Below are 19,196 nucleotides of genomic sequence, written 5' to 3'. Positions count from 1 at the left end.
TCCACGGACGGTCTCCCTTGATGAGATCTGCAACGACCTCATTCTGGCACATTGTGATGCCGTCGGGGGCCGTCCACCCCAACACGTACTTACGTACGCTCCGCTCCGGTTCTCGGAACCCACCATTTTCGACTCGGCCTGACCTGAATCTCAGCGCGGTTTAAGCGCCGATCAGGCGGCGGATGCGGGAGATATCGGTGCCGATGAAGGACTGCATGCCGATCGCCACCTGTTCCGGCGCCATGGCGTCGACGAAACCGCGGAACTGGTCATCCGAAAGCGGCGCGCCGTTCCAGTGGACGCGGCAGAATTCCTCCGAACCGTGGAAATGGCCGGCACCGTCGAGCACGTCGTCGACATAGCGGCCATAGATCATGCATTCGGAGAATTTTCGCGCCGAGCCAAGGACGCCGACCCATTCGCGGCCATGCACCTTCTCGATGCGCTCGCACATTGCGTTGACCGTCTCACGGCGCCAGGCGATCAGCGTCGAGATGTAGTCGTGGCTCGAGGGATTGGCGGGATCGATGCCGAGTGCTGTGCCGGCATTGCGCGACCAGATGCGATGCTCGTCATGGCCATCGTTCGACAGCACGCCGTCGCGCCGGAACAGCCGCACCTTGCCGTCACGCCAGAAGGCGCCGGTATCGAACGGTTTCAGGAAGGCGACATCGGAATCGCAGAAGACCAGCACGTCTTCCTCGGCGTGGCCGGCAATGGCGATGCGGCGCAGCTGCTGCACATGCCAGCCGCGCAGCGGCTGCGTCCTGAAACTCAGCCAGATGCGGCGGCGAAAGCCGCTCAGCGGATCGTCGAACGCGCGCAGCCAGCGCGGCAAGAGATCGCGCTCGTCGACGACGCTGCGGCGGCCGGATTCCAGCTGGCGAAACAGCGCGACATCGCGGTGCTCGGTGAGGATGTAGTGATGCGCCATGCCCGTCACGTGGCGGTCGATGGTTTCGCACAACAGCCGGCAGCGCTCGAAATCCGGCGCGTAGCTGGCGGTGACGATGGCGGCCAGGAGCGCGCGCGGCAGCGGTTCGATCTTGGTGGCGGTGTCCGGCACGAAGCGGCTGTTCACCGGCGCGCCTCCGCCGGTCGCGGCCCGAGCGACAGCTTCTGCTTGACGACACGCCACAGGAAGAGCGGGTTGCCGACGATATAGCGTCGCCACAGGCGGCCGGGTTCGATCCACAGGCGGAACAGCCATTCCAGCCGCAGCCGGCGCAGCCACAGCGGCGCGCGCGGCACCGAGCCACTCATGAAATCGAGCAGCGCGCCGACGGCGACCGGCAGCGTGCAATGGCGGCTGTCGATGTGGCGCTCGATCCACAATTCCTGGCGCGGCACGCCCATGGCGACGAGCAGCACGTCCGGCCGCAGCCTGACGATGCGCTCGAGGATCGCCGGCTCTTCGGCGGCGGAGAAGAAGCCGTCATGGATGACGACGAAATTGTGCTGCACGGCGAGCGTCGACAGCTTCGCGCATGCGGCTTCGGCATTGGCGCGCGTCGTGCCGAGCAGCGCCACCGTCAGCGGATGCGATGAGGCCTGCAGGAAGGCCGGAATGAAATCGGTGCCGTTGAGGTTGCTGGGGAAAGGCGCGCCGTAAAGCAGCTTTGCCGCCATGTCGACGCCGACGCCATCGGGAAGGATGAGGAAGTTTTCCAGCGCCTCGGCAAAGACCGGGTCGGTGCATGCAAGATTGGCGTTGTGTGCGTTGAGGAAGCTCACCTTGGTAAAGCGGCGCTCGTCGATCAGCCTGGTGAGCAAGGCGATGGCCTCGTCCCAGCGTATGGCAAGCACCGGAATGCCCAGGATGGTCTTGAGCGTATCGAAGCCGAAGGCGGCGCGCGCGGTGTGCATGTTCATGCGGCGACCTCCTGCCTGACGGCGCCGAGCTTCTCCAGGCCAAGCCCGATCGCGGCGTCGAGCGCCTTGAGCTGGCGGCGGTGGAAGGCGCTGCCATCGACGTCGCGGACATTGGCGGCGGCCGCCTGTAGGGCGGCGGCGAAAGCGATCGGATCGTCGGTCACCACGCAATTGTCGGGGCGATAGCCGATGCCGCGCAGCGAGCGGCTGGTGGCGACGGACGGCAGGCCGAGCTCGAAGGTCTCGATGGTCTTCAGCTGCACGCCGCTGCCGGCGGTGCTGATCAGGGGAATAACGGCGGCGCCGCGCACGAAGGCCTGCGCGTCCGGAACCCTGCCGACGAAGGAGACGCCAGGATGCGCCGAACTGATGCTGGAAGGCATGTTGCCGGCGATCCTGATGCGGAAATCCGGCTTCAGGTGCGGCACGACCTTGGTCAGGAACCAGTCGAGCCCGATGCGGTTCGGCTGCCAGGTCCAGGTGCCGATCAATGCGGCGTCGCAATCGATATGTCGCGTCGCCTTTATCGGCGCCTGCGCGCGGGTCACCAGCGGCAGCACCGCCGAGCGTGTGTCGGAGGCGACGACAAGTGCCGCGCGGTCTTCCTCGGCCAGCGTGAAGACAAAGCGCGCGGCGCCGCAAAGGCGCTCCTCCATGACCTTGAGGAGTCTCGCCTCGCGGCGGAACATCCAGCGCTGCAGCGCGCTGCCGGCCGCGGCGGCGTTCTCCTCGGCCGAGCGATGCTCGACATTGTGTGCGACGAAGACGAATGGCCGGTCGGCGAGAACCTTCTCGAACGCGCCGGCAAACTGCACCGAATTCAGGACATAGCCGTCGAAAGGGCCGGCGCGATCGACGGCGGCGCGGACTTGCGCCTCAGAGACGACGCGCAACTTGATCGACGAAAAGGTCAGGCCGGAGGAAACCGCCTTGCCCAGCCAGGCAAGTTTTTGCAGCGGCGAAGCGCTTTCGGTGCGGACCTCGACGGCGTCGAGCACGATGGTGTTTTGCGGATCGGACGGGGTCTTGCTTGGCCAGATGAAGCCGATCACCGTCACGCGCGCGCCGGCGCGCCGCAGCGCATCGATGATCGCGGCATTGGCAATCTCGTAGCCCGAGGCGAGCGCGCCATCGGGCACGATCGATGTGGCGAACAGCAGATGCATCTCACCTATCCTTAGGTGCAGCCGGTAGCAAAACGCGGTGAAGCCTTGATTAAATGGCACCGTCAAAGGCCAAAGACCCGGCTTTTCCGACAGCCGGGCGAGAAGGTGATTAACGAAACGTTATCACCGCGATGCTATCGAGGGCGCAAACCCACGCTGCTCAAAAACGGATGATCCCTTTGCCGTCCGACGCTTCTGTATCGATCGCGGGACGGTCGCCGGCGCTCGCCGCCGAGGCCGTCGAGGCGGTGGTGACGCTGCCGACCTTCAAACGGCCGAAGCAGGTGCTGGAAACCCTGGCTTCGCTCAAGGCGCAGCGTACCGGCCGGCGCTTCGCCGTCATCGTCATGGAAAACGAGGCCGAGGCGCGCGAGGGCGCCAAGGCAGCGCTGCCGCTGTTCGAAGGCGGCGAGATGCCTGGCCTGGTGATCATCGCGCATGAGCGCGGCAATTGCAGCGCCTACAATGCCGGTTGGCAGACGGCGATCCTGCAGTTTCCCAACTTCAAGTACCTTCTTGTCATCGACGATGACGAGATTGCCGAGCCGGACTGGCTGGAGCGCATGTGCAAGGCGGCCGAGACGCTTCGCGCCGACATTGTCGGCGGCCCGCAGGTGCCCATTTTCGCCGACCCGAGCCACGGCCGATGGGCCGAGCACCCGGTGTTCGCGCCGCCCTATCGTGAAACCGGCCGCGTGCCGGCGCTCTATTCGTCCGGCAATTTGCTGGTGGGGCGCAACGTGCTCAAGGTAATGGGACCGCCCTTCCTCGATCTCAGGTTCAATTTCATGGGCGGCGGCGATTCCGACTTCCTCAGCCGTTCCGCGCAGAAAAGCTTCGTGCTCGGCTGGTGCGCCGAGGCAAAAGTCAACGAGACCGTGCCGGCCCGGCGCGTCGAGGCCGACTGGATCCGCGCCCGCAGCCTGCGCAATGGCGTGATCTCGACGCTGGTCGAAAAGAAGAAGCGCGCCGGCACGCCGCTTGCCGGCCTCAAAGTTTTCCTGAAAAGCCTGGCGCTGCTCGCGGCCTCACCGCTGCGCGGTGCCATCCGGCTGGCGCGAACCGGTTCGCTGACGAGCGGCCTCTACCCGGTCTATGTCGCGCTCGGCCGAGTGCTTGCCGAATTCGGATATGCCAATGAGCAGTACCGACAGCCTGAGAAGAATTGAGCGCGCGCCGCTCGGCGCCGCCTTCACCAGGGAAGGTGTGGCGACGGCGATCGCCGCGCTCCTGTTCACCGTCATCATGGTCTCGTTCCGGCCTTTCCAGCCGGCGGGCGCGGAACTGACCGGCGAAGGCGGCGACATCGTCAACCAGCTCGGTTTCGGCTCGCTCGGCGCGATCTCCATCTTCTCGCTGCTCGCCTTCGCCGATCCGCGTGTGGTGCGCTCGCTGGTCAGCCCCTCCTGGGCGCTGATGCTGGGCTTCTTCTTCCTGTCGGTGGTGCTCGCCACCGATCCGCCCGCAGCGATGCGCGCCGCCTCCTTCACCATGATCGGCATCATCACCATGGCGACGATCCTGGTGCTGCCGCGCAACGCCGATTCCTTCGCCCGCGTGATCATCTTCACCGCCGTTGTGGTGATCGGCCTTTCCTATATCGGGCTGATCGTCTTTCCGCATGAGGCCCTGCACACCGCCGACTCGCAGGAGCCGGAGCATGCCGGCCTGTGGCGCGGCGTCTTCACGCACAAAAACATCGCCGGGCCGGTGATGGCCTGTTTCAGTTTCGCCGGGCTCTATCTGTTCCGGCGCGGCCACTGGTGGGGTGCCGGCATCTTCTGCGCCGCGATGATCTTCATGCTGCACACCGGCTCCAAGACGACCGCAGGACTGGTGCCGTTCTCGATCATGATCGTCGTGCTGCCCAGCCTCATCGGCATGCGGCTCGGCACGCCGATCCTGTTCGCGCTGGCGATCGTCGCGACCGCGGTCGGCACGCTCGGCATCGTCTTCATCCCGCCGGTGAAGCATCTGGCGGCGATCTATTTCCCCGATCTCACCTATACGGGGCGTACGACGCTTTGGGAGTTCGCCGGCGAGATGCTGGCGAAGAAGCCGTGGACCGGCTACGGCTACGAAAGCTTCTGGGGGACGCCGCTGCTGCTCAACCAGGACCAGCCCTTCGACCGGCCCTGGGATATCCGCACCATCGTGCATGGCCATGACGGTTATCTCGACATCGCCGTGCTGATGGGCATCCCGGCGCTGTGCGTCGCCGTCTACACCTTCCTGATCGCCCCGTTGCGCGATTACATGCGCATCCCGCCGCGCAAGGAGAACATCTTCCTCGGCGACTTTTTCATGATGGTGGTGCTGTTCACGGCACTGAACGGCTTCCTGGAAAGCTTCTTCTTCCATCGCGGCGATCCGGTCTGGCTGTTCTTCGTTCTCGGCGTGCTTGGCCTCAGGCAAGTCTCGCTACGGCCGATCCCGGTTCGCCTGTCGCGATAGAGCGTTTCACCATTTCACCGGAACGGCGAACCCCTCTATCTCCGTCCTGGCGCGATTGCGGGCGGAAAGCCGCTCGCCCTTTCCCCGGAATTGCAGTCAGTCCTGGAACGATCGATCTTCCTCACGCTGGGCTTTTCGCTGGCCGCGCAAGCGTCTAAGGAGAGCCATGCCAAGGAGATTTTGAATGACGATCAGGCTCGTTCTCGCCGGTTGCGGCAATATGGGTTACGCCATGCTTTCGGGCTGGCTGAAGTCCGCAAGGCTCGAGCCGTCGGCGGTGTTCGTGGTCGAGCCCAACTCGGAATTGCGCCAGCGTGCCGAACATCTCGGCTGCCGCGTTTCAGCCGACGCCGCTGCCATTCCGGCCGATGCCGTGCCGGACCTCGTGGTCATCGCGGTAAAGCCGCAGGTGATCCGCGAGGTGACCGCGCAGTACAAGCGCTTCGGCGACGGCAGGACCAGCTTTCTCAGCATTGCCGCCGGCACGCCGATCGCCACCTTCGAGGAAATCCTGGGCGAGCTCGCGCCGGTCATCCGCTGCATGCCGAACACGCCGGCCGCGATCGGCAAGGGCATGATGGTGGTGTTTTCCAATCCGCTGGTCTCCGATGACGTCCGGCGCTTCGTCCTTGAGCTGCTTTCGGCAAGCGGCGTCGTGACGACGATCGACGACGAGGGCCTGATGGACGCGGTGACGGCCGTCTCCGGCTCCGGCCCGGCCTATGTCTTCCACTTCATCGAGGCGCTGACTGTTGCAGCCGAGAAGGCAGGCCTGCCAGCCGAGACCGCCAAGCTTCTCGCCATGCAGACTGTCTTCGGCGCCGCCTCGCTCGCCGCTGAAAGCGACGAGGAGCCGGGCGTGCTGCGTCAGCAGGTGACCAGCCCCAACGGCACGACCGCCGCCGCGCTTGCCGTGCTGATGGGCGGCGACGGCCTGACGAAGCTCGTTACCGAAGCCGTGGAAGCGGCGCGGCTGCGGTCGATAGAGCTCGGGAAGTAACCTCCCAGCCGACCCGACGGACAGCTCAGCTGGCCTGCATCAAGCTTGCCGGATTGCGACTGCCGTTCCGGCCGATCAATTTCCCCAGACAATTGATGCCTTTGCGGTTTGGCCCAAAGGATTGCCGATTGACTTTGTCATAGGCCACCCAGATAAAACTTTCGTTCGCTGACGGAGGCAAATGTTCATTCACTCGACTGAACGTGCTTGCCTCGTCGGCGAGTGGGGAGTGCCTTGGCCGGGAGGGCCGAGGCGTCATTGAGTTGCGGGCATCATTCACGCTTCGAGCCGAAGCCGATGCCCCTGGGGAGGTAGAATGGACACCATACTTGCAGGCTTAAAGGCAGCCATCGACACGCTCGGCGCGACTGTGCTCTTGCCGATCGTCATTTTCATCATCGCCGTGATCCTTGGAGCCAAGGTCAGCAAGGCATTCCGCGCCGCCATCACGATCGGCGTCGCCTTCATCGGCATCAACCTCGTGCTCGGCCTGATGTTCACCTCGATCGGCGACGTGGCCAAGGCGATCGTCACCAACACCGGCATCCATCGCGACATCATCGATGTCGGCTGGCCGTCCGCCGCTGCGATCGCCTTCGGCTCGTCGGTCGGGCTTTGGGTCATCCCGGTCGGAATCCTGGTCAACATCGCGCTTCTGCTCACGCGCATGACACGCACGCTCAATGTCGACGTCTGGAATTTCTGGCATTTCGCCTTTGTCGGCTCCCTGGTGGTCGCTGCCACCAACAATCTGGCCTACGGCATCATCATCGCCGCGCTTGTCGCGGCGCTTGCGCTGCTCTTCGCCGACTGGTCGGCGCGCGCGGTGCAGCAGTTCTACGGCGTGCCCGGCATTTCGGTGCCGCATCTCGCCTCGGCGCAGATCCTGCCAATCGCCATCATCCTCAACTGGATCATGGACCGCATTCCGGGCATCAACCGCATCAACATCAGCACCGAAACCATCGAACGCCGCTTCGGCGTCTTCGGCGAGCCGGTGATACTCGGGCTGATCATCGGCCTGGTGCTCGGCCTGATCGCCTTCTACAACGCCGGCGATCTCGGCACGGTGCTGGCCAAGGTGCTCGGCACCGGCATGACACTGGCGGCGGTTATGCTGCTCCTGCCGCGCATGGTGAAGATCCTGATGGAAGGCCTGCTCCCGGTTTCGGACGCGGCGCAGGAATTCGTGCGCAAGCGCACCGGCGACCGCGAGCTGCTGGTCGGGCTCGACTCCGCTATCCTGATCGGTCACCCCGCCGCGATCTCGTCGTCGCTGATCCTGGTGCCGATCGCGATCATCCTGTCGATCATCCTGCCCGGCAACCGCGTCATCCTGTTCGCCGACCTTGCCGTCATCCCCTTCATCGTCGCGATGACCGCGCCGCTGGTCAGGGGCAATGTCTTCCGCATGGTGGTCATCGGCACGGTGACGCTCGCCGTCGGCTTCTACGTCGCCAACGCGCTGGCGCCGCTTTTCACAAGCGCTGCCGTCGCGTCCGGTTTCAAGCTGCCGGCGGATGCGCTGCAGATCACCTCGGTGGTCGACGGCTTCCTCTGGGTTCCCTATGTGATCATCGAAGCGATCCAGGGGCTCGGCGTGATCGGCATCGTCGTCATCGCGGTGGTCATCGCGGCGCTGTTCCTGTTCTACCGCCGCAATCCGCTCGGCTGGGAGCGCGCGGCAGGCGCCGAGGACGAGCCGGCCGAAGGCACCGCCTGAGCCGGCCCCATCCTGAACTGACAATGGCCCGTGCGCCCGAGCGACACGGCGGGTGCACGGTCCGCATCAATGGAGTAACCCTTGTCGAACGGCCTTATCCAACTCCTGGACCCCGAGGCAGTCGTCCTCGGCTCCGACGCCTCGACCAATGAGGAGATCATCCGCATCCTGGCCTCCAGGCTGGAGGCGTTGGGCTACGTCAAGAGCAGCTACGCCGACGCTGTCGTGCGGCGTGAGATGACGATCCCGACAGGTCTGCCGCTGGAGCGCGCCGACAATGTCGCGGTTCCGCATACCGACCCCGAACATGTGCTGAAGCCGGGTGTCGCGATGGGCACGCTCAAGCGGCCCGTCACCTTCGCCAATATGGAAGATCCCGACGAGAAGCTGCCGGTGGGCCTCGTCTTCCTGCTTGCCATCAATGACAAGGACAAACAGATTGACACGCTGCAGACCGTCATGGCCACCATCCAGAATCCCGCGGCGCTGGATGGCTTGAGGACGGCCAGGACCTTCGACGACGTCCGCGCCATTCTCGGCTGACAAAGGAAAGAACATGTCCAGACAGAAAACCATTCTTTTTGCCTGCGGCACGGGCATCGCGACCTCGACGGCGGTCAATGCAGCGGTGACCGAAGCGATGAAGAAGCGCGGCCTCACCTTTCATGCGCAGCAGGCCAAGGCAACGGAAGTGCCTGGACTGGCCGACAATGTCGATTTCATCGTTGCCACCACACCGATCTCGGCATCCGTGAAAAAGCCGGTGATCAAGGGGCTCCCCTTCCTCACTGGTATCGGCAAGGACAAGGCGCTGGACGAGATTGAGGCGGAGCTGCGCAAATAGAGCAATTCCAGGAAAAGTGTGAGCGGTTAAGTTCGGCGCCTTCGCCGTAACCTTCCGTCCGCGAATTGCGTCAAAACAAAGAGATAGAGCCGGTTCCGCCTGACAGGGCCGGCGAAGCGATCTTCGCTCCGTAGAGCATGTCGTCCTGCAGCCGGCGCAGGGCGTAGAGCCTCGTTGTCCAGTCCGGCGCGGCATTGTCCTCGGTCAACAACTCGCCCTTCTTCACCGGCTTCAGCACCTTGCCGCCTTCGAGCAAGCCGACCGGCACGGCGCGGCTTGCCCGGGCATCGCCAACGGTCATGGTCCAGGAGCGGTAGCAGGTCTCGCCGATGGCATCGAAGGACTCCCCCGCGGCAAGGTCGCGCTTGGCGACCGCGCAGACCTCCGCCACCGGCCTCGGCAGCGGCACCATGTCGGGCTTGCCATGAAGCATGATACGGGCGGCGGTCAGCGGAACCTCCAGAGAAGTCAGGTGATAGGGCCGGAACAGGCCATAATAAGGGCCCTTGCCGACATGGAGATCGTCCATGCGCTCGACGACGCGGGGATGCATCGCCTCGACGATGACGAAGACGCCGGGCGCCACGCCCTTGCCGATCGTGTAGTCGACGACGCCCTTCCTCGACAGGAGACCGCCATCCTCTTTCGGGATCAGCACCTTGGCCAGTTGATCGCGATCGGCCCTGGGGCCATGCATGCCCGGGACATCCGGCACCAGACCGGTGGCGTTGGCGATGGCGCACATCTCGACCATGGTCTTCGAGCCGTCGACAAACTCGACCAGCATGCGCGGGTTCATGTTCCGGCGTGCGGCCTCTTCCCGGTAGTCGTCCGGAACGGCGTCATGGTTGAGCGGATTGTTCTTGCCCTTGCCGGCCGCGACGATGCTTAACCCAAGCGCCGAGGCGAATTCGATCAGTTCCATGCAGCTTGACGGCTCGTCGCCGGCGCCGACGGAGTAGACCACTCCCAGCCGGTCGGCCTGCTGCTTCAGGTAACAGCCGATGGTCACGTCGGCCTCGACATTCATCATCACCAGATGCTTGCCATGTTCCATGGCCATCAGATCGAAATCGGCTGCGACGCCCGGTTTGCCGGTGGCGTCGATGATCACGTCGATCAGCGGATTGGTGACCAGCATCTCGTTCGAGGTGATGGCGATGCGGCCGTCTTCGATCGCCCGGGTGACCTTGGAGGCGGTTTCGGCTTCGGCGGCCATCGCCTCGTCGCCATAGGCGATGCGGATCGCCTCGCGGGCGGTATGCGGGCGCCGCGTGGAAATGGCGGCGATCGAAATGCCCGGCATCAGCATGCCCTGCGTCACCAGATCGGTCCCCATCTCGCCGGAGCCGATGACACCGACGCGCACCGGCCTGCCCTCGGCGGCGCGGCGGGCAAGATCACGGGCAAGCCCGGTCAGGGCGACATTGGTCATGCAAGAAGATCCACTGCTTTTTGATCCGGCTCGCAATACAGGGAACGATCCACGTTTGCCAATCAAACCAGCCCGACATGGCGATTTCTTGCGTATGCTTTGCAAAGCTGGAGCAGATTTCCCGAGAGTTCGTATCTAGCGGCCGCACGATTCGCCATTTGTTTTAGGCCATTAACCATTGCGGCCTGCCTTGAATCGAAAATTCCCGGCCGCAGCGCTCCCGATTTCTGTGCCATTTTTGCTACAGGCTTTGGCCCTAATGCCCGGAATCGCACTTTTGAAGGGTGCCTAACCCAATATGCACTCACATCCTGGAAAAATCTGATAGATACTGCCCGCTAGCTTTGGTGGCAGGCTTGGGCAATAAGCGCCAATAAAAATAAATGGCGCGGGGATAATCACGGGGTAGAAATGACCAGGACGGGTAAAGTGACCGTCGGCTGGCGGTTTGCGCTTGCCATTACGGTGTCGATGCTAGCTTGCGGTAGCGCCAGCGCACTCACACTCAAAGAAGCCGTTGCCGTCGCAGTGGAATCCAATCCGGAGATTGGCCAGGCGATCGAAAACCGCGAAGCGATCGAATTCGAGCTGCGCCAGGCGAAAGGCCTTTATCTTCCGAGCGTCGATCTGGAAGCGTCGACAGGCGTTCGCCGCTTGGACAATGACACACGGCGCGCGCTCGACGAGGATCACAAAGCCCTCTATCCGAACGAGGCCGATCTCACCGTCTCGCAGACGCTTTACGACAGCGGCGCAAGGCGGGCGGAGCTGAACCGCCAGGCCTCGCGGGTCGACGGAGCTTCCTTCCGGGTTCTGGAGCGGTCCGAGTTCATCGGGCTAGCGGTCGTCCAGGATTATCTGGAATATATGCTGCAGGCTTCGATCGTGGCCGAGGCCAAGAAAAACCTTGGCTTCCATCAGTCCATTCTCAGCGACATCAAGCAGGGCATCGCGGGCGGCGCGCTCAACGATGCCGACCGGCAGCAGGCCGAGGAACGCCTTTTTGCCGCCAAGGCACGGATGCAGGAGGCAACCGAAGAACTCGAGGCGGCCAAGATCCGCTTCTTCAAGAATGTCGGCAAGCCGCTGACCAGCCCATCCCGGCCGGCCGATGTCTCGGCCGCCCTGCCGCGGTCGCTGGATGACGCGATCGGGCTTGCCAGGCAGAACAATCCTCGTGTCCACATGGCCAACAGCGATATCGACGCCGCGGCCTCGCTGGTCGATGCGGCGCGGGCAAAATACGGTCCGACGATCTCCGCCGAGGGTGTTGCCCGCGGCGGGTATGATATCGATGGCGATAATGGCGACACCAGCGACCTGCAGGCTCGGGTGGTGCTGCGCTGGAACCTATACCGCGGCGGCATCGACAAGGCCAACGAGCAGGAACAGATCCGCCGCACCAGCGAGCAGCGTCTTGCGCTGCACCAGGTGCTGCGCGAGATCGAGGAAGCCGTCCGCACCTCTTGGGATCGCCGCTTCCGCCAGGCGGATCTCGCAAAGACGCTGCGGCAGCAGGCGGCCACCAACGAAAAGCTCGTCGCTTCCTACCGCGAGCAATTCAAGGTCGGGCAGCGCTCGCTGCTCGATGTGCTCGATGCCCAGAACACGCGCTTCAACACCGCGACACTGGCCGACACGTCGTCCTACGCGTCGCTGTTCGCGGAATACCGGCTGCTGGCCGCAACCGGGGAATTGCTGAAGACGCTCAACATCCAGCCGGCCAAGCAGTCCGCGGCCTACGCTCGTGAGGAATTCGGTGTGCCGGCCACGGCCGATACCGAGACTTATGCGCGCACGCCGTCGGAGCAGAAGAACGATCTGCCGTTCGACATCCTCGCGCCGGTCAGGAAAAAGTAGCCGATGTAAGCATCGATCTCTGTTCCTTCGGGGCGGGTCGTGAACCAGCAACCTCATATCTTGTCGCCCAAGGAGGCCTTCAAAGCCTGCTTCTGCGCTGTTGCGGCCTATCTCGGCAGGCCGAGCGCGGAAACGGTTCTGTTTGCCGGCGTGCCGATTTCGGAGACGCGCATCGAGCCGGATGAAATCCGCCACCTGGCCGAGCGCATCGGACTGGAGGTCCAGGATTTCAGCCATCGCGATTTCCTACGCGGCCGCTTCGATCTCCCGGCCATCGTCTTCCGCGTCAGCCAGTTGCCGGTCGCGCTCCTGGCGGAAATGGACGGCGGGCAATATCTGACGGCGCCCCAGGAAAACGGCCGCACCACGATCGACAGGGCGGAACTCGCCGAGAACTACATCAGCGGCGGCACGTCCTTTTCGATCACCTATGCCAACACGGCTGAAGAGATGACCGTCGGCACAGCCGCGCGGATCGAGAGGCGCCACTGGCTGACCGGCACGATGGGGGCGTTCTGGCGCACCTATTCCAAGGTGGTGCTGTCGGCGGTTTTCATCAATCTCTTGGCGATCGCCTCGCCGATCTTCACCATGAATGTCTACGACCGCATCCTGCCGAACAAGGCGATCTCCACGCTTTGGGTTCTGGCGCTCGGCATCGGCGCGGCCATCCTGTTCGACCTGCTGCTCAAGACGGCCAGGGCGTCGCTGATCGACTATGCCGGACGCAAAGCGGATCTGCGGATATCCTATCTGCTGTTCGAAAAGGTGCTGAATTCCTCGCTTTCGGCTCGGCCCGGATCGACCGGTGAATATGCAAACCGTGTCACGCAATACGAGTTCGTGCGCGAGTTCTTCACCTCGAACACCATCAGCGTCTTCATCGACACGATGTTCGTGTTCGTCTTCCTGGCTGTGATCTATGCCATCGGCGGCTGGTTGGTGATCATACCGGCGCTGGCCTTCGTCATCTCCGTCATCGTCGGGCTGATAACGCAGCGGCGGATCGGCAAGCGGGTCGCGGCCTCGATGAACGAGGCATCGCAGCGCCAGGCCCTGCTGGTCGAATCCATTTCCACGCTGGAGACGATCAAGTCGCTGCGCGCCGAGGCCTACCTGCTGCGCAAATGGGGCGAGCACTCGAAGAACGCGGCCAACACCTCGGAGAAGATCAAGGAGCTCTCAGCGGCGGCGGGCAACATCACCGGCGCCATCCAGCAATTCGTGACGGTTGCCCTGGTTGTGGCCGGCGCCTATGCCTTCTCGGAAGGACAGGTCTCGACGGGCGCCATCATCGGCACGGTGATGCTCGCCGGCCGCGCCGTGGCGCCGCTCGGCCAGATCGCGATCACGCTTGCGCGTTTCCGGCAGGCCATGCTGTCGCTCAGAATCATCAACACGATCATGTCGCAGCCGGAGGACCGCCCCGACACGGTCGGTTTCGTCAACCGGCCGATCCGCAGCGGCGCGCTCGTCTTCAGGAATGTCGGTTTCGCCTATCCCGGCACGGAAAACGAGGTTCTGAGCGGGCTCAACATCACGGTCCGGCCCGGCGAGCGGGTGGGCATCATCGGCCGCATCGGTTCCGGCAAGACCACGATGGGCCGGCTGATCGGCCGGCTTTTCCTGCCGACTTCGGGAGAGCTGCTCATCGACGGCATCGACATCCGCCAATACCACCCGTCGGAGGTGCGCGCCGCGGTCGGCATCGTCGCGCAGGCCGGGGATCTGTTTTCGGGAACCATCAAGGAGAACCTCCTGATGGCGGCGCCGGAAGCGACCGACGAGGAGATCATCGACGCGGCGAAGGCCGCGGGCGTCGACGACTTCGTCTCGCGGCATCCGCGCGGCTACGACATGAATGTCGGCGAGCGCGGCACCAATCTCTCGGGCGGGCAAAGACAATCGGTGGCAATCGCCCGGCTGCTCTTGACGAAGCCGAAGATCGTCTTCCTCGACGAGCCGTCGGGTTCTATGGACCTCGCCTCGGAACGGCAGTTGATCAAGCAGCTCAAGGTGGCGTTCGACCGCAACACGACGCTGATCGTATCGACCCATCGATACAGCATGCTGGAACTTGCCGACCGCCTCATCGTCATTGAGCAAGGCCGCGTCGTCGCCGACGGGCCAAAGGAACAAGTCATCCAGGCACTGCAGAAAGGCAGCGCCTGACCGGAACGCAGACATGCTTGCAAGGAAAGACCGGCCACCTCTTTTCGCCTCGGCGTCCGTCTACATCGTCGGCGCCCTGTTCGTGTGCTTCACGGGCTGGGCATCATTTGCCGAGGTGGACGAGATCGCGCGCGGCGAAGGCAAGGTGATACCCGCCTCGAAGACGCAGGTCATCCAGGCCAGCGAACCCGGCGTCGTGCAGGAGATCGCCGTCCAGATCGGCCAGACCGTCAAGAAGAACGACCTCATCATCCGTCTCGACAATTCGGGCAACACGTCGAGCCTGGGCGAGGAGAAGGCCAAGGCGCGAGCACTGCAGGCACGCATCGCGCGGCTGCAGTTCGAGCAGAGCGGCAATGTCGAAGGGGCCTTCCCCTGCCCAACGGAAATCCAGACGGTCGCGCCGGAAATCTGCGACAACGAGCAAAAGCTGCTCGTCGCGCGCCGCGACAATTTCGAGGTCAAGCTGTCGGTTCTCAAATCGCGCCTCGACCAGCGCGAGAAGGAGCTGGACGAGGCCAATGCCAATTCCGACCGCCTGGCCAAGAGCCTGGCCGTGACCGACCAGGAAGCGGCGCTGGTGGAACCCATGGTCAAGAAGGGCCTGATGGCCAGGACCGAGCAGATCCGCGTCGAGCGTGAGCAGACCGACCTGCACGGACAGCTGGCACTCGCCGGAGAGACCATCAAGAAGACCCAGGCGGCAATCACCGAAGCGCAGCTTCAGGTGAACGAGCTCGGCCTGCAATTGCAGCAGGAGGCGCTGAGCGACCTGACGCAGGCGCTGGCCGACCTTTCCGTCGTCGACGAAACCATCCGCGGCGCCACCGACAAGGTCGCGCGCACCGATATACGTTCGCCGGTCGACGGCATCGTCAACACGCTCGACGTCAACACGCTCGGCGCCTTCGTGCAGCCGGGCGCGGTCGTGGCCGGCATCGTGCCGACATCCGAGACGCTGCTGGTTGAGGCCCGGGTTTCGCCGCGCGACGTCGCCTTCATCCAGCCGAACCAGGAGGCGCTGATCAAGGTCACGGCCTATGATTTCTCGATCTTCGGCGGCATCGAGGGCAAGGTCTCCAACATCACCGCCGACAGTCTCGTCGACCAGAAGACCGGCGAGCCCTATTATCAGGTGCGCGTCGCCACCGAGAAGTCGACGCTGACAAGGAACGGCAAGACCTATTCGATCATCCCCGGCATGATCTGCTCGGTCGACATCAAGACCGGACGCAAGACGATCCTCAACTATCTCTTGAAGCCGATCAACAAGGCGCGTCAGGAGGCGATGAGTGAACGATAGCGCCATGCGCCCGGAGACTCCGCGCGAACGGCTGCTGCCGGCGCTCGCGGCCGAGGATTTCGGCCCGGAATTCCGCGTCGTGGCGCGCGGCGGCGTACGTCGCGGCATCCGGCTCGAGCGCGCCTTCTGGGTGTCGCTGAAGCACATGGCGGAAAGCCGCAAATGCACGATCGGCATGCTGGTCGAGGAGATCGCCGAGCACCATCCCGACCAGGGCAACCTCACCTCGGCGATCCGGGTCGCCTGCATGCGCGGCCTCGCCGAGGAAAGCATGGAACTGCGCAAGCTCGCCTCGATCCGCACGATCAACGCGATCCTGGTCGCCTGCCCCTCGCCCGCCTTCGCGCTGTCGTCGTCAAAGAAAATCCTGGCCTTCAACACGCCGTTCCAGCAACTGGTCAGGCGGCAGTTGCCGAGCGCGCCCGGAGAGGATGGGCGGCAGGATTTGAAGCTGGCGCTCGATCTCAACGTCACCGATATCTTCGCCAGGCTCGACGCCAATGGCGAAACGCCTGTCACCAGCGGCTTCGTCATCGGCGCCGGCGAGCGGCGCTATCGTGGCCAGCTCAGCGCCGTGCGCGCGCCCGTCGCCGAGCCGGAACTTCTGATGGCCTTTGTGTTCAACGGGTAGCGTACCTCAGGAAGAACGCGCAGCGATTTCCTGTGCTTCTGCGTGTCGCGAAAAGGCGACCCGCCCCAGTCTACTGCCTCATATCCGAAGCCACTGACGATTCCGGCGATCCTTCGCCGGGCGCCACCGTCGCGAAGCCGCCGGCGATGTCGGCGATCTGCGCGCCGGACTTGGATCCGTGGATCCAGGCGCGATCGGTGCTGAAGGAATAGAGCGGAACATAGTCGGGCAGGTCGCTGTCGCGCAGGACCGCGTTGCCCAGGCTGTCGAGGATGAAGGCGCCGCTTGCCGTGCTGACCGACAGCACGGCATGGAAGAACTTGCGGCGGCGATCCTGGAGCACCACCAGCGACATGCTCTGCGCCGGAATGCCGGCCCTGAGCAGCGCCGCCATCTTGAGTATGGCGAAGTCCTCGCAATCGCCGGCGCGATGCTCGAGGATTTCCGAAGGCTTTGCCCAATAGTCGAGCTTGCCGTAGACGACGCTGTCCTTGCGATAGGTGATCAGGCGGTTGATGCTTGAGTTGACGAAGGACAGCTTGTCGCGAAAGCCCTTGGCCGCGGCAATGTCGATGATCTCGGAGAAAACAGGGCTCTCGCGATCGCAGGCGCTGCCCGCCGTGCAATCGACAATGGCCTCGTAGACGGGAGCCCAGCGCGCCGCTACGGGGAAGTTGCGCATCGACAACGCGACGGAGCCGAAAACGCCGGGGATGATCGCGGCGGTCTGGATTGGGTCGATCCCGGGATCGGCCTTGGCGCCGGAAAGCGCTTCAACCTCGGCCGCCGGCGCGTAGCCAGCCGAAATGTCCGCGATGCGGTATGCGGCGGCTGGCTGCCAGGGCTGCGGCTGGGCCAGCGGAACGCCGCCGACGCTTGCCGGCGCAACCACCTTTTGCAGGGCCGGTTCCGGACCCGAATTCGCGCTGGCGGATGATGGATTTGCGAAGCCGGCAAGGCCGGCAGCCAGCAAGAGTACCTTGATCCCCGTCATTCCCGGGGCTGCTTTTTGTATTTTCATAACGCCCACCTTTGACTGTTGACGCTACCAATCTTGTCTCAAATTATCGGAAATGAAGGTGGGTAAGTTTCGGCGAATCACGCTATTCTATTTTTCGTCAAATTTTATTCAAATTTATACTTTCATTTACCAAACCAGCGCCGCGCGCCGCGGCCTATCCCGCGCCGCTTAGGATCATGCATAACTGGATATATCATCGCAATTTACCAAGTGTAAAAAATGCGATTCTCTACATATTGGGTTATATGAAATAGATGGAAGGTCTGTTGCAAAGTCCGGGCCCCACATGTCTCTTTCCGGGAAATGCCGGAGGGGCTTGAGCTATGACGACCAATATCGAATTCGACGCCGTTTCAAATTCCTGGGACGAGCACAGCAGCGCCGCTGAAAACCATATCTCGACGGGTGTCCAGGTCGCGCAGGCGACCACCGGCCAGGCGGCGAGCGAGCCCGTGCCGGTCGATGTCGGCAGCGGCGCGCCGGCGCAGGGCGCGGCCAACGCGCCGGCCGCAAACCAGCCGGCAGCCGACGCGAACGCGCCTGCCTCGAACGCCCCAGCCTCCAACGCCGCCCAAGGAAACGCACCGGCCGCAAACGCGCCGGCGACGAATGCCGCGGCCGCGAACGTGCCGCATGAATATCACGCCGAAGCCGGCAATGTCGTGAAGCTCCCGGCCAATGTCTCGATCGACAACATCAAGGTCGACGGACACAATCTGGTGCTGGTGCAGCCCGACGGGTCCGAGATCGTCATCAAGGACGGCGCGCTCAACGTGCCGACCTTCATCCTCGGCGATGTCGAGGTGCCGCGCGTCGCGCTCATCGCCGCGCTCGAGGCCAGCCATGTCGATGTCGCCTTCGGCCCCGACGGCTCGATCTCGGCCGGCGGCAACGGCGCTCCGGGCAGCGCCGGCGGCAATTTCGATCATCCCGCAGGCGGCATTGGCGACGGCTTCGGCCTGTCGGCGCTGCTGCCGCCGACGGCCCTGGCGTTCGGCCAGCCGGAGCATCGCGAATTGTTCCCGGGGTTGCTGCCCGACTCGACGCCGACGATCGGTGACCTGAACCCTGAGACGAGCGGCGGCGATACCATCGTTTATGAAAAAGGCCTGCCGGCGAGCTCCGGCTCGGAAGGCTCGGGCGAACAAGCGGCGCCTGGCCCCGACGGCGACCCCTCCGAACACAACACCGGCACCTTCACCATTAATTCGCCCGACGGCATCGGCTCGGTGAATATCAACGGCCAGGTGATCTCGGGCGCAGCCCTTGGCAACAGCGCCAACGTGAATGTCAACGTCACCACGCCGCTCGGCACGCTGACCATCACCGGCTACGATGCCGCGACCGGTCAGGTGAGTTATACCTACACGCTGGGACATAGCGATCAGCATCCGGACGGCAACGGAACCAATTCCATCTTCGACAACATCACGGTGATCGTCACCGACACTGATGGCGACGTCTCGCTTCCGGGCACGCTCTCGGTCAAGATCGTCGACGACGTGCCGACGGCGCATGACGACAGTGGCACGCAAGCGAGCGAGAATGCCGCCGTGACGGTGAACGTGTTCGCCAACGACGTGCCTAGCGCCGATGGCGTCAACATCGCCGATCCGACGAAGGTGAGCCTGGTGGCGAACTCGCTGACCGGCTCCGGAGCGGTGACCTACAACAATGACGGCACCTTCACCTACACGCCGGCCGCCGGCGAGCAG

The 19,196-nt window shown here is 63.8% G+C and carries 16 protein-coding genes; 11 read left to right on the top strand and 5 right to left on the bottom strand.

Annotated features, from left to right (window positions below):
• Positions 1 to 160 precede the first annotated feature (160 nt).
• From EOA23_RS02095 to EOA23_RS02085, 3 genes are read right to left on the bottom strand one after another with little or no spacing between them, the layout of a single operon-like run.
• The gene (locus EOA23_RS02095; RefSeq protein WP_127302721.1) at positions 161 to 1,081 is read right to left on the bottom strand and encodes a DUF6492 family protein; all 921 of its coding nucleotides are present in this window, start codon (positions 1,079 to 1,081) and stop codon (positions 161 to 163) included.
• The gene (locus EOA23_RS02090) at positions 1,078 to 1,872 is read right to left on the bottom strand and encodes a WecB/TagA/CpsF family glycosyltransferase (RefSeq protein ID WP_127302720.1); all 795 of its coding nucleotides are present in this window, start codon (positions 1,870 to 1,872) and stop codon (positions 1,078 to 1,080) included. The genes EOA23_RS02095 and EOA23_RS02090 overlap by 4 nt, the downstream gene beginning before the upstream one ends.
• A complete protein-coding gene (locus EOA23_RS02085; protein ID WP_127302719.1) occupies positions 1,869 to 3,038 on the bottom strand; it encodes a glycosyltransferase family 4 protein in 1,170 nt (389 codons plus the stop codon). Before EOA23_RS02085 ends, EOA23_RS02090 begins: the two co-directional genes overlap by 4 nt.
• A gap of 170 nt (positions 3,039 to 3,208) precedes the next feature.
• Here EOA23_RS02085 and EOA23_RS02080 point away from each other — a divergent pair, with 170 nt between their 5' ends.
• From EOA23_RS02080 to EOA23_RS02055, 6 genes are all read left to right on the top strand, one after another.
• Positions 3,209 to 4,207, top strand: coding sequence for a glycosyltransferase (locus EOA23_RS02080; RefSeq protein ID WP_127302718.1), 999 nt, complete (start codon positions 3,209 to 3,211; stop codon positions 4,205 to 4,207).
• Positions 4,176 to 5,492 carry an O-antigen ligase gene (locus tag EOA23_RS02075; protein WP_127302717.1) on the top strand — a complete coding sequence of 439 codons (1,317 nt, stop codon included), beginning with the start codon at positions 4,176 to 4,178 and terminating at the stop codon, positions 5,490 to 5,492. The genes EOA23_RS02080 and EOA23_RS02075 overlap by 32 nt, the downstream gene beginning before the upstream one ends.
• A gap of 184 nt (positions 5,493 to 5,676) precedes the next feature.
• The gene (gene proC, locus EOA23_RS02070) at positions 5,677 to 6,492 is read left to right on the top strand and encodes a pyrroline-5-carboxylate reductase (RefSeq protein ID WP_127302716.1); all 816 of its coding nucleotides are present in this window, start codon (positions 5,677 to 5,679) and stop codon (positions 6,490 to 6,492) included.
• Positions 6,493 to 6,808: 316 nt separating this feature from the next.
• Entirely contained in the window at positions 6,809 to 8,215 is a 1,407-nt protein-coding gene (locus tag EOA23_RS02065) for a PTS transporter subunit IIC (RefSeq protein ID WP_127302715.1), read from the top strand.
• Between the two features lie 81 nt (positions 8,216 to 8,296).
• On the top strand, positions 8,297 to 8,758 hold the full coding sequence (locus tag EOA23_RS02060; RefSeq protein ID WP_126062532.1) for a PTS sugar transporter subunit IIA: 462 nt from the start codon (positions 8,297 to 8,299) through the stop codon (positions 8,756 to 8,758).
• Positions 8,759 to 8,771: 13 nt separating this feature from the next.
• A complete protein-coding gene (locus EOA23_RS02055) occupies positions 8,772 to 9,059 on the top strand; it encodes a PTS sugar transporter subunit IIB (RefSeq protein ID WP_127302714.1) in 288 nt (95 codons plus the stop codon).
• 70 nt (positions 9,060 to 9,129) lie between these two features.
• Here EOA23_RS02055 and EOA23_RS02050 read toward each other — a convergent pair whose 3' ends face one another.
• The gene (locus EOA23_RS02050; RefSeq protein WP_127302713.1) at positions 9,130 to 10,494 is read right to left on the bottom strand and encodes an NAD(P)H-dependent oxidoreductase; all 1,365 of its coding nucleotides are present in this window, start codon (positions 10,492 to 10,494) and stop codon (positions 9,130 to 9,132) included.
• A gap of 411 nt (positions 10,495 to 10,905) precedes the next feature.
• On the opposite strand from EOA23_RS02050, the gene EOA23_RS02045 reads away from it, so the two are divergent.
• The 4 genes from EOA23_RS02045 to EOA23_RS02030 are packed head-to-tail and all read left to right on the top strand — an operon-like array spanning position 10,906 to position 16,460.
• Entirely contained in the window at positions 10,906 to 12,354 is a 1,449-nt protein-coding gene (locus EOA23_RS02045) for a TolC family outer membrane protein (RefSeq protein ID WP_126062535.1), read from the top strand.
• A gap of 39 nt (positions 12,355 to 12,393) precedes the next feature.
• Complete coding sequence (locus EOA23_RS02040) at positions 12,394 to 14,526, top strand: type I secretion system permease/ATPase (protein ID WP_126062536.1); 2,133 nt, start codon at positions 12,394 to 12,396, stop codon at positions 14,524 to 14,526.
• A gap of 13 nt (positions 14,527 to 14,539) precedes the next feature.
• Positions 14,540 to 15,829 (top strand): HlyD family type I secretion periplasmic adaptor subunit, encoded by a 1,290-nt coding sequence (locus tag EOA23_RS02035; protein WP_126062537.1) that lies wholly within the window; start codon positions 14,540 to 14,542, stop codon positions 15,827 to 15,829.
• Complete coding sequence (locus EOA23_RS02030) at positions 15,819 to 16,460, top strand: ribbon-helix-helix domain-containing protein (protein ID WP_189341470.1); 642 nt, start codon at positions 15,819 to 15,821, stop codon at positions 16,458 to 16,460. The genes EOA23_RS02035 and EOA23_RS02030 overlap by 11 nt, the downstream gene beginning before the upstream one ends.
• Before the next feature lie 70 nt (positions 16,461 to 16,530).
• Here the strand turns inward: EOA23_RS02030 and EOA23_RS02025 are convergent, their stop codons facing one another.
• A complete protein-coding gene (locus tag EOA23_RS02025) occupies positions 16,531 to 17,454 on the bottom strand; it encodes a transglutaminase-like cysteine peptidase (protein ID WP_348628542.1) in 924 nt (307 codons plus the stop codon).
• A 350-nt stretch (positions 17,455 to 17,804) separates the two neighbouring features.
• On the opposite strand from EOA23_RS02025, the gene EOA23_RS02020 reads away from it, so the two are divergent.
• A partial coding sequence (locus tag EOA23_RS02020) for an Ig-like domain-containing protein (protein WP_210212464.1) occupies positions 17,805 to 19,196 on the top strand: 1,392 nt, incomplete at its 3' end.

This window comes from Mesorhizobium sp. M2A.F.Ca.ET.042.01.1.1 (genome assembly GCF_003997405.1).
In the GTDB taxonomy this organism is placed as follows: Bacteria; Pseudomonadota; Alphaproteobacteria; order Rhizobiales; family Rhizobiaceae; genus Mesorhizobium.
Note: the sequence above shows the minus strand (reverse complement) of the source record. Positions and strands in the feature narration are given on the sequence as shown.

Bases quoted from the DNA above. Each gene is read 5' to 3' on its own strand.
- EOA23_RS02075 (WP_127302717.1), top strand. From the start codon at position 4,176: ATGAGCAGTACCGACAGCCTGAGAAGAATTGAGCGCGCGCCGCTCGGC.
- EOA23_RS02025 (WP_348628542.1), bottom strand. From the start codon at position 17,454: ATGACGGGGATCAAGGTACTCTTGCTGGCTGCCGGCCTTGCCGGCTTC.
- EOA23_RS02080 (WP_127302718.1), top strand. From the start codon at position 3,209: ATGATCCCTTTGCCGTCCGACGCTTCTGTATCGATCGCGGGACGGTCG.
- EOA23_RS02085 (WP_127302719.1), bottom strand. From the start codon at position 3,038: ATGCATCTGCTGTTCGCCACATCGATCGTGCCCGATGGCGCGCTCGCC.
- EOA23_RS02035 (WP_126062537.1), top strand. From the start codon at position 14,540: ATGCTTGCAAGGAAAGACCGGCCACCTCTTTTCGCCTCGGCGTCCGTC.
- EOA23_RS02065 (WP_127302715.1), top strand. From the start codon at position 6,809: ATGGACACCATACTTGCAGGCTTAAAGGCAGCCATCGACACGCTCGGC.
- EOA23_RS02055 (WP_127302714.1), top strand. From the start codon at position 8,772: ATGTCCAGACAGAAAACCATTCTTTTTGCCTGCGGCACGGGCATCGCG.
- proC (WP_127302716.1), top strand. From the start codon at position 5,677: ATGACGATCAGGCTCGTTCTCGCCGGTTGCGGCAATATGGGTTACGCC.
- EOA23_RS02090 (WP_127302720.1), bottom strand. From the start codon at position 1,872: ATGAACATGCACACCGCGCGCGCCGCCTTCGGCTTCGATACGCTCAAG.
- EOA23_RS02045 (WP_126062535.1), top strand. From the start codon at position 10,906: ATGACCAGGACGGGTAAAGTGACCGTCGGCTGGCGGTTTGCGCTTGCC.
- EOA23_RS02050 (WP_127302713.1), bottom strand. From the start codon at position 10,494: ATGACCAATGTCGCCCTGACCGGGCTTGCCCGTGATCTTGCCCGCCGC.